Origin of the sequence: Enterovibrio norvegicus FF-33, from assembly GCF_000286835.2 — a bacterium.
Taxonomy (GTDB): Bacteria; Pseudomonadota; Gammaproteobacteria; order Enterobacterales; family Vibrionaceae; genus Enterovibrio; species Enterovibrio norvegicus_A.
This window is the reverse complement of sequence record NZ_AJYD02000038.1, coordinates 963,213-972,248: the sequence shown is the minus strand read 5'-3', so window position 1 is coordinate 972,248 and position 9,036 is coordinate 963,213. Positions and strand designations below refer to the sequence as shown.

Genomic DNA, 9,036 nt, shown 5'->3' with positions numbered 1-9,036 from the left:
AGCTGGTTGCGTTCTGGGATGACAACGGTATTTCTATCGATGGTCACGTTGATGGCTGGTTCACTGACAATACACCTCAGCGTTTTGAAGCATACGGTTGGCATGTTATTCCAGCAGTAGACGGTCACGATGCAGCAGCAATCAATGCAGCGATTGAAGCAGCAAAAGCAGAAACAGGCCGTCCGACCCTGATCTGTACAAAAACCGTGATTGGTTTCGGTTCACCAAACAAAGCAGGCACACACGATTGTCACGGCGCACCACTAGGCGCTGACGAAATTGAAGCGACCCGTAAACAACTAGGTTGGGAACATGGCCCGTTTGAAATCCCGCAGGACATCTATTCAGCGTGGTCTGCGAAAGACGCAGGCGCAGCTAAGGAATCGGCGTGGAATGAGAAACTTGCAGCTTATGAAGCAGCTCACCCTGGACTTGCAGCTGAATTCAAACGCCGCGTAAACGGTGAACTACCAGCAGAATGGGAAGCGAAAGCGAGCCAAATCATCGCTGACTTGCAAGCCAACCCCGCCAACATTGCATCACGTAAAGCCTCTCAAAACGCGCTAGAAGCGTTTGGTGCCATGTTGCCAGAATTTATGGGTGGCTCTGCTGACCTTGCACCTTCAAACTTGACCATGTGGTCGGGTTCGAAAGCCGTGACGGCAGACGACGCATCCGGTAACTACATTCACTACGGTGTGCGTGAGTTCGGTATGACGGCGATCATCAACGGTATCGCACTGCACGGCGGTTTTGTGCCTTACGGCGCAACCTTCCTAATGTTCATGGAATACGCACGTAACGCAATGCGCATGGCTGCACTGATGAAAATTCAGAACATCCAAGTGTACACCCATGACTCTATCGGTTTGGGTGAAGATGGCCCAACACACCAACCTGTTGAGCAAATCGCATCGCTTCGCCTAACACCAAACATGAGCACATGGCGTCCGTGTGACCAAGTGGAATCTGCTGTTGCTTGGAAACTGGCGATTGAACGTAAAGACGGTCCAACGTCGCTTATCTTCTCGCGTCAAAACTTAGCACAGCAAGCGCGCAGTGAAGACCAAGTATCCGACATCTCTAAAGGCGGTTACGTCTTAGTAGATAGCGTTGGCCAACCAGAGATGATTCTGATTGCGACCGGGTCTGAAGTTGAGCTTGCTGTTAACGCTAGCAAAGATTTGTCGGCACAAGGTTTCAACGTGCGCGTTGTTTCTATGCCTTCAACCGATACATTCGATAAGCAAGATGCAGCGTACCGTGAATCAGTACTGCCTTCTGACGTAACGGCACGCGTTGCGATTGAAGCAGGCATTGCAGACTTCTGGTACAAGTATGTTGGCTTCGATGGTCGCATTATCGGTATGCACAGTTTTGGTGAGTCGGCACCGGCTGATCAGCTGTTCAAAATGTTTGGTTTCACGGTTGAAAACGTCGTTGAGACAGCGAAAGAGTTACTCGCATAACTTCCAGCTCAAACATAAAAAACCCGCCAATTGGCGGGTTTCTTTTTATCTGCTCGCTTTGAAATTGCGCGACCAGAAATTACGCGAATTGCTTTCTACGCAACTCTCGTGAAAGACCGAGGTACAAACTCACACACATCACCAACAAGAACACCGCGAACGGCAACCCAGTAGAAATGGTTGCTGCTTGAAGTGCCCCTAAGCCGCCCCCCATCAAAAGTGCTATCGCCGCAAGTCCTTCAATGGAGCACCAGAAAATACGCTGAGAAACTGGCGCATCAATTTTGCCGCCTGCTGTAATTGTATCAATAACCAGCGAACCCGAATCTGATGATGTCACAAAGAAAATAATTGTCAGAATCATACCAAAGAAACTGATCACGCCAGTAAACGGCAAGGCTTCAAACATCTTGTAGATGGAGAGCTCTGGCTGCCAGTTGCCATTGGTGATCAAGTTTACAACACCATTGTAACCGCCATCCATTTGATCCAATGCCGTCGTACCAAACGTTGTCATCCAAACAATACAAACAATGGTTGGTGCAATCAGTACTGCCAGAATAAATTCACGTACGGTACGACCGCGAGAAACACGAGCGATGAACATACCAACGAATGGAGACCAAGATACCCACCACGCCCAGTAGAAGGTTGTCCAACCATGGTAGAAACCAGAATCTTCACGACCCACCCAGTTAGACAGCGCAGGCAACCAGCTGAGGTAATCAACCGTGTTAGACACCACACCGCTAAAGATAAGCGCCGTTGGGCCTACAGCAATCACGAACACCATCAACATGCCCGCCATCACCATGTTGATTTCACTCAGGCGCTTAACACCGCCGTCCATGCCACGATAAACCGACACCAATGCCGCTAAGGTGATCAGCAGAATCAGGATAGATTTTGTTTCAATACCCGCATCAATACCAAACAGATAGTTGAGTCCTGCTGCAATCTGGTTCGCACCTATACCAAGCGATGTTGCCAAGCCAAACAATGTCGCCAGTACTGCCATGATATCGATGACGTGTCCCCAAACACCCCAAACGCGATCACCCAGCAACGGGTAGAAGGCGGAACGAAGTGTCAGCGGCAGACCTTTGTTGTAATGAAAGAAGGCCAACGCCAACCCCACCACCGCATAAACTGCCCACGCGTGAAAACCCCAGTGGAAAATCGATGCTGCCGTACCAATGCTTCGTGCCGCCTCAGAGCCAACTTCTAAGCCTAATGGTGGGTTAAGCGTATGGTTCATAGGCTCTAACACGCCATAGAACATCAGGCCAATGCCGACACCTGCTGAAAACAGCATGGCAAACCACGCTGGATAGGAGTAATCAGGTGTCGCTTCATCCCCACCCAGTCGAATTTTACCGACTGGCAAAAATGCGAGCACCAAACAAAAAATTAAAAATATGTTGGCTGAAATCACAAAGAACCAGTCAAAAGACTGGGTGATTGCTGGGCGCAACCACCCAAAGAACTCTGCGGCTTGCTCTTGAAATATCAGCACACCCAATACAAACACCACCACCATGATGGCGGAAATGGGGAAAACAGGGTTGTGGAAATCAAGCCCTAGTGCGTTAACGTTATCTTGACCAACTTTATAATCAGTATTGTATTGATCGTCATTATTCACTTCCGATGTTGAATCACTCACAGCATTGCCTCATTTTTTCACTCCCAAACGCCACCCGGTTGAGCAGTAATAGCAACGCCCTTTCTCACGCCTCGTAGAGTGAGAAAGAGCATTCATTAAATACACCGCATAATGATGACCAATAGCCCTTTGAAAATCAGATAAAACCCCGTTTCATCCCGATTAATGAGCAATCGGTCAAGAGCGTAATGTAAACGCAATTGAATATCTCACTTTAGAGATGAACAGAGTTAAAATTGAGAATTAAAAACAAAGCGGAGACCAATAGGAAGTACCTATGGTCACGATAATGGCAGGGTTTCACGGTTAAAATGTGTTTAAAACCGCCAAAGAACTGCTCATTCAATCAGCCCTCATCAAACACCAAATTTAAACCCACCAAATGGTAGTTTATTCGTACCTTACAGCACACAACCTAAATATATCGCCTCACCATTAGCAAACTCTGAAATAGAAAATCTCTCCCACCTTTAAATTTTTTATGCCTCGTCCACTCATCTATCACCTCTTAGACTGGCTCCATCAAAACGTTTAATTGGAGATAAGCGATGTCGGACACCAAAACAGCGAGTCAGGGATACATTGAACGCAATGTCGACTTTAGTGTTCCCGTGATCATTAAAGGTGGTGAATTGCCTTTTTCTGATACACCCATGGTTGGTGTTAAAAGAATGATGTTCGAACGACGTGGCGACGAAATAGCAAGACGTGCTACTTCTTGCGTTCGTTACGAACCAGAAAGCTTCTTCAAACCGCACAGCCATCCTGGCGGTGAAGAGTACCTCGTCTTAGACGGCACATTCTCTGACCAAAATGGCGACTTCTCGAAAGGAATGTATGTTCGCAACCCTGTTGGCTCAACACATCAACCATTTACTCACGAAGGCTGCGAAATTTTCGTGAAACTCTCGCAAGTGCCGGAAAGTGAACCTGACTACTTTTATCTCGACACAAATACGGCGACATGGGAAACGATGGCTGACGGTAAAAGAACACTTCAGTTATGGCAGTCGTCTCTTGAATCGAGCGCGTTGCTAGATTTGCCAGCAGGCTTTAATAGCGATGTTGAATCACACTCAGATGTTAACGAAATTTTCGTCATCTCTGGGCAAGCTATTGTCAACGGCGAACACTATGCCGACCACTCTTGGATTCGTTTCCCCGCCAATACACCCGTACAAATTTATTCTGTCGATGGCGCGCGGATTTATCAAAAAATTGGCAAAGGCGAAGTTCGTACCTAACCCAATAAAATCACAATCGTAATGCTAATTAGCAAGGAATCGTCGGATAGATCCGACCAAGGAGAAGTCATGCTTTCTGAAAATAGAATCACCCTTTTTGAAACGACAGGGTTCCCTAACCCAGCCCGTATTCGCGCAGCTATAGCGGAGAAATCTGCCCTAAATGATGTCGATTTTGTCGAAATTGATGTTATGAATCTCGAACATAGAACTGATCAATTCTATGCCATGAACCCGATGGGTACCGTACCTGTTCTGCGCACCGCCGAAGGTGAGTTCATTTCCGAGTCCACAGCGATCACAGAATATATTGATGCATTCTTTGCAGGGCCGTCGCTAACAGGAACAACACCTCTAGAGCGTGGGTTGATCCATATGATGCAACGCCGTGCCGAATCAATGGTGCTTGATGCAGTTGCTACCTATTTTCACCACGCCACTCAAGGACTAGGCCCTCTCATTGAGAAATATCAATGTAGTGAATGGGGCAACCACCAAAAGCAGACTGCATTATCAGGCTTGTCATATTTCAATGAGCACTTAAATGAACATTCGTTCGTCGCGGCAGATACTTTTTCAATGGCAGATATCACGCTGTTTTATGGGCTCGCGTTCGCAGAATTTTCCGGGCTAAACATTCCTGCAGAATTGACAAGTCTTATTGCTTGGCGCGAAGAGATGGCCAAGCGTCCTTGTTTCTCCAATCAATAAGGAAATGTATCACCATGAAAGTACATCCATTCTTTCACATAGAAACAGGCTCTTTAACCTATGTTGTGTCAGACAGTGGGCTTGCGGTGATCATAGACCCCGTTCTTGATTACAAGGACGGGGAAATCCTGTCTACCCATATTGATGAGGTGTTGGATTTCATCAAGAAAAAAAGCCTAAAATTGCGATACATTCTTGACACACACATTCATGCAGATCACCTCTCTGCTACCGATTACGTCAAAAAGAAAATGGGTGGGAAGACAGTGATGAGTAAAGGTATTCATCATGTTTTTTCGTACTGGAAAGACAAATTTGGACTAGAGAAACTGGCTAAGTTCGATTTTCTTGTGGGGGATAATTCTCGCCTGCATTTTGGTACAAAAGTGATCGAAGTGATGGAAACACCGGGGCATACACCTGCCTGTGTCACCTATCGAATTGACGACTGCATATTTGTCGGTGACACTTTGTTTGCACCAGACAGAGGCACATCGAGAGTAGACTTCCCAGGAGGAAGCGCTGAAACGCTCTATCAATCAATAATGAAGATCTACGCGCTACCCGATAACACAAACGTTTACCTCTGCCACGATTATCCACCCATAGGTATCAGCCCTACAAGCTGTACACCATTAGAGTGGCAAAAAAAGCGAAATGTCATGCTAAACAATCAGGTATCAAAAGATGAGTATGTGATGATGAGATCGGGAAGAGACAAAGTGTTAAATGAACCGCGACTATTGAATATTGCAGTGCCCTATAATCTGACGTTTAAACTACCAACATAAAATCAATATTGAAAAGAAGAAACTTAGCGACGGTATTGCCGACTATTTAAGTCGCAATACCCCGCTCGCTTAACTCAGTGAGATACTTGTGAAAGGAGCCATCGCCGAAAAGCGATAATTCGCTGGTCTGTATCCAACTCATTTCGCCAAACTAAGTAGTAGCAAAAACTGGACGGGTAACTGCTCGTTTTACGATCGAAAGGGCACACCAATTGCCCTCTTTCTAATTCATCCACTACCAGCACCCCTCTCGCTAATGCTAACCCTTTTCCCCTAATGGCAGATTCCATCACACTCGAAAAATTGTTAATTTTTAGACCGTGCATTCTTTCTGGTGCAGGAACACCCAGTTTTTCACACCATTCACTCCAAGAAGGATATAAATGGCTAGAGGTCACCGAATGATCATGAATTAAAGGAATGTGATCTAGCGTTTCAGGGAGACCAATCTCTAATTGGTATTTTTCCATAAAGTCAGGGGAACAAACGGGAAATACATCCTCAAACATCAAATGCTGAACACTCAAATTTGGCCATTGACCCATTCCATACCGAATCCCAATATCAATACCTTGAGTGCTGTAGTCGACGAGCGTCACGTCTGTTTCAACATGAATATCAATATCAGGAAAGTCATTCTGGAAATCATCAATTTTTGGCAACAACCATTTGGACGCGATTGAAGGACTTGCCGACAAGGTAATGACTGTCTCCCCACTTTCCTCTTTTAGCAGGCTTAACCCTTTAAGAATATGGCTGAATCCACGTTGGATCTCTGGAAATGCCCGAATTGCTTCTTCCGTCAAAGACAGACGAGAAGCCCCCGATGTCGCACGTATAAATAGTTTAACCCCTAACCATTCCTCAAGCTGCCGCACCTGTTGTCCAACGGCTGCAGGCGTTACGTTGAGCTCCTGTGCCGCCCCTGCAAAACTCAAATGCCTCGCTGAAGCTTCAAATGCTTTAATGCCATTAAGGTGTGCAACCCTTTGCACCTTCTGCTTGATATAGTTTCTTTTAGAAACATCCATTTACCATCAACCCTAAAAATCTAATATCGATGACCTATCACTCGACAACAAACCTCTTTTATAGGCATCTTTTTTTAACATAGACAACAATTTGCATTAACGCACATTACTGCCTGCCTTTACGTTTTTATTCCACGCCGATTTTCGGTCAATGAACAGTAGCGAACCATTAAAAATAGTGACTTTATATACAACTTGACGAGCATTGAAATGATAGGCACACATCTCCACCTACCCCATCAAAGACGAGATAAATAACATCTGGAATGGCATGCCTCCTGAATTTCAGCGACTCTAGTTACACCCAACCGGCTCAAATTTTGGAATGTTAAACCAATTACATAAGGTAATGCTAAAGTACCATTTATGAATAGTTAATCCATAGAGCGCAATAAATGACATCCGTCTTTATTTTAAATCAATGCATCTTAATAAAGATTGTAGCAACCATATCAAAACCAAAAAATACGATTATGTATATTAATTATTTACACTACCATTCAATAACTTAGATTAAAAACTTAATTCACACACCACCAATACTAACCCGATATAAAAACAAAACAAGATGAATGGCAAAAATCAATATAAATTTCGCGTCAAAATAAATTTGGTACTAATTTAATCCCAAGTAACTAACAACGCATTAATCCCTCTCTTTTATTAAGGAGATATTAAGCGCATAAAAAGCTTCCGACACAACAAATTGTGGAAAATAGTAAAACAAATCAGATAGTTAAACCAATAGTATAAAAAACAGACACCAATTACACAAAACTAATACATGCGAATCTAAAAATGACAACCTTATATTTCTAATTCTTTTTTAATTAAAATTTAAAAAAGGAATAATCGAAAAAATTAATGTATTACAAGTAAGACTTAATTCGCTTTTCTTTTACCCCCTCCAGGTCAAATATTAACCACAACTGTGCACCTTCTTCACACGAAGCGCAGATCTGATCATCACGGATATCGATTTTGGAGCAAACTAAACCATGGCAAACATCATCAAGGGAACTGAAGGTAAAGACAGAATCATTGGAACAGCCGGTGTCGACATTATTTATGGCATGGGCGGCGATGATTATATCCAAGGAAATGGCGATACCGACTACATCTACGGTGGCGACGGGGACGACACAGTGATAGGTGGAGACGGTGCCGATGAAGTTCATGGCGACGCGGGCAATGACTGGGTACGAGGCGGCTTCACCGATGACAATCTATTCGGTGATGATGGTGACGACCTTGTCGAAGGTGGACTAGGAAACGACACATTGCACGGAGGCAACGGAAACGATCGCCTGTTTGGTAACGAAGGTATCGATACCATTTATGGCGATGACGGTGATGACAAAGTACGTGCTGGCGACGATAACGACATCGTTCACGGCGGTCGTGGCAAAGACATTCTCTTTGGTGATGACGGCGATGACACTTTAAACGGTGACGATGGTGACGACATCCTTTGGGGTGGCAAAGGCACAGATACCCTCGAAGGTGGCGACGACAACGACGCACTTTGGGGTGGTATCGGCAATGACCTGCTATATGGCCAAAACGGCGACGACAGCCTTCATGGCGAAAATGGCAATGATACATTAAGCGGTGGCGCCGGAAATGACAGCCTCTACGGCGATGCTGGTGATGACATCCTCTCAGGCGGAACGGGCAATGATTCCCTTTTTGGTGGTAACGGCGTTGATAGCCTGAAAGGAGAGGATGGCGACGACACACTCTATGGCGGTTTGGGTAACGACCAACTTGATGGTGGCAACCACAACGACATACTTTACGGGAATGAGGGCGATGATGTTCTGACTGGCGGTGCTGGCGATGATGTTCTGACTGGCGATTCTGGTGATGGCACCACGTCAGGCCCCGGAGGCGCAGTAGAAGTATCGATCCCAGGCGAAAACACAAACGCCGATTCTGACGGCAATGACACCCTTCATGCAGGTGACGGTGATGACACCCTTTATGGCCAAGGCGGCAACGATAAACTCTATGGAGAAAGAGGAAACGACAAAGCCTATGGCGGCAATGGAAACGACATATTGGTTGGCGGCCTTGGCGACGACCTCCTCGATGGTGGTGATGGCGACGACAAACTCTACGGCC

The 9,036-nt window shown here is 45.5% G+C and carries 7 protein-coding genes; 5 read left to right on the top strand and 2 right to left on the bottom strand.

What is annotated here, in order from left to right:
* On the top strand, positions 1 to 1,469 hold a 1,469-nt coding region (gene tkt / locus A1OO_RS12560; RefSeq protein WP_017003233.1), incomplete at its 5' end, for a transketolase.
* 79 nt (positions 1,470 to 1,548) lie between these two features.
* Here the strand turns inward: tkt and A1OO_RS12555 are convergent.
* Positions 1,549 to 3,135: a BCCT family transporter gene (locus A1OO_RS12555; RefSeq protein WP_017003232.1), complete on the bottom strand. Its 1,587-nt coding sequence runs from the start codon at positions 3,133 to 3,135 to the stop codon at positions 1,549 to 1,551.
* Positions 3,136 to 3,683: 548 nt separating this feature from the next.
* On the opposite strand from A1OO_RS12555, the gene A1OO_RS12550 reads away from it, so the two are divergent.
* From A1OO_RS12550 to A1OO_RS12540, 3 genes are all read left to right on the top strand, one after another.
* On the top strand, positions 3,684 to 4,379 hold the full coding sequence (locus A1OO_RS12550) for a cupin domain-containing protein (protein ID WP_016959535.1): 696 nt from the start codon (positions 3,684 to 3,686) through the stop codon (positions 4,377 to 4,379).
* A gap of 69 nt (positions 4,380 to 4,448) precedes the next feature.
* Entirely contained in the window at positions 4,449 to 5,090 is a 642-nt protein-coding gene (locus tag A1OO_RS12545; protein WP_016959534.1) for a glutathione S-transferase, read from the top strand.
* Positions 5,091 to 5,104: 14 nt separating this feature from the next.
* Positions 5,105 to 5,881: an MBL fold metallo-hydrolase gene (locus A1OO_RS12540; protein ID WP_016959533.1), complete on the top strand. Its 777-nt coding sequence runs from the start codon at positions 5,105 to 5,107 to the stop codon at positions 5,879 to 5,881.
* 74 nt (positions 5,882 to 5,955) lie between these two features.
* On the opposite strand, the gene A1OO_RS12535 is transcribed toward A1OO_RS12540, so the two are convergent.
* Positions 5,956 to 6,912, bottom strand: coding sequence for a LysR substrate-binding domain-containing protein (locus A1OO_RS12535; RefSeq protein ID WP_016959532.1), 957 nt, complete (start codon positions 6,910 to 6,912; stop codon positions 5,956 to 5,958).
* 998 nt (positions 6,913 to 7,910) lie between these two features.
* On the opposite strand from A1OO_RS12535, the gene A1OO_RS12530 reads away from it, so the two are divergent.
* The coding region (locus A1OO_RS12530; RefSeq protein ID WP_017003231.1) for a calcium-binding protein at positions 7,911 to 9,036 on the top strand (1,126 nt) is incomplete at its 3' end.

What these genes read in the sequence shown, in the direction of transcription:
- A1OO_RS12550 (WP_016959535.1), top strand. Translation starts at nt 3,684, where the DNA reads ATGTCGGACACCAAAACAGCGAGTCAGGGATACATTGAACGCAATGTC.
- A1OO_RS12545 (WP_016959534.1), top strand. Translation starts at nt 4,449, where the DNA reads ATGCTTTCTGAAAATAGAATCACCCTTTTTGAAACGACAGGGTTCCCT.
- A1OO_RS12535 (WP_016959532.1), bottom strand. Translation starts at nt 6,912, where the DNA reads ATGGATGTTTCTAAAAGAAACTATATCAAGCAGAAGGTGCAAAGGGTT.
- A1OO_RS12540 (WP_016959533.1), top strand. Translation starts at nt 5,105, where the DNA reads ATGAAAGTACATCCATTCTTTCACATAGAAACAGGCTCTTTAACCTAT.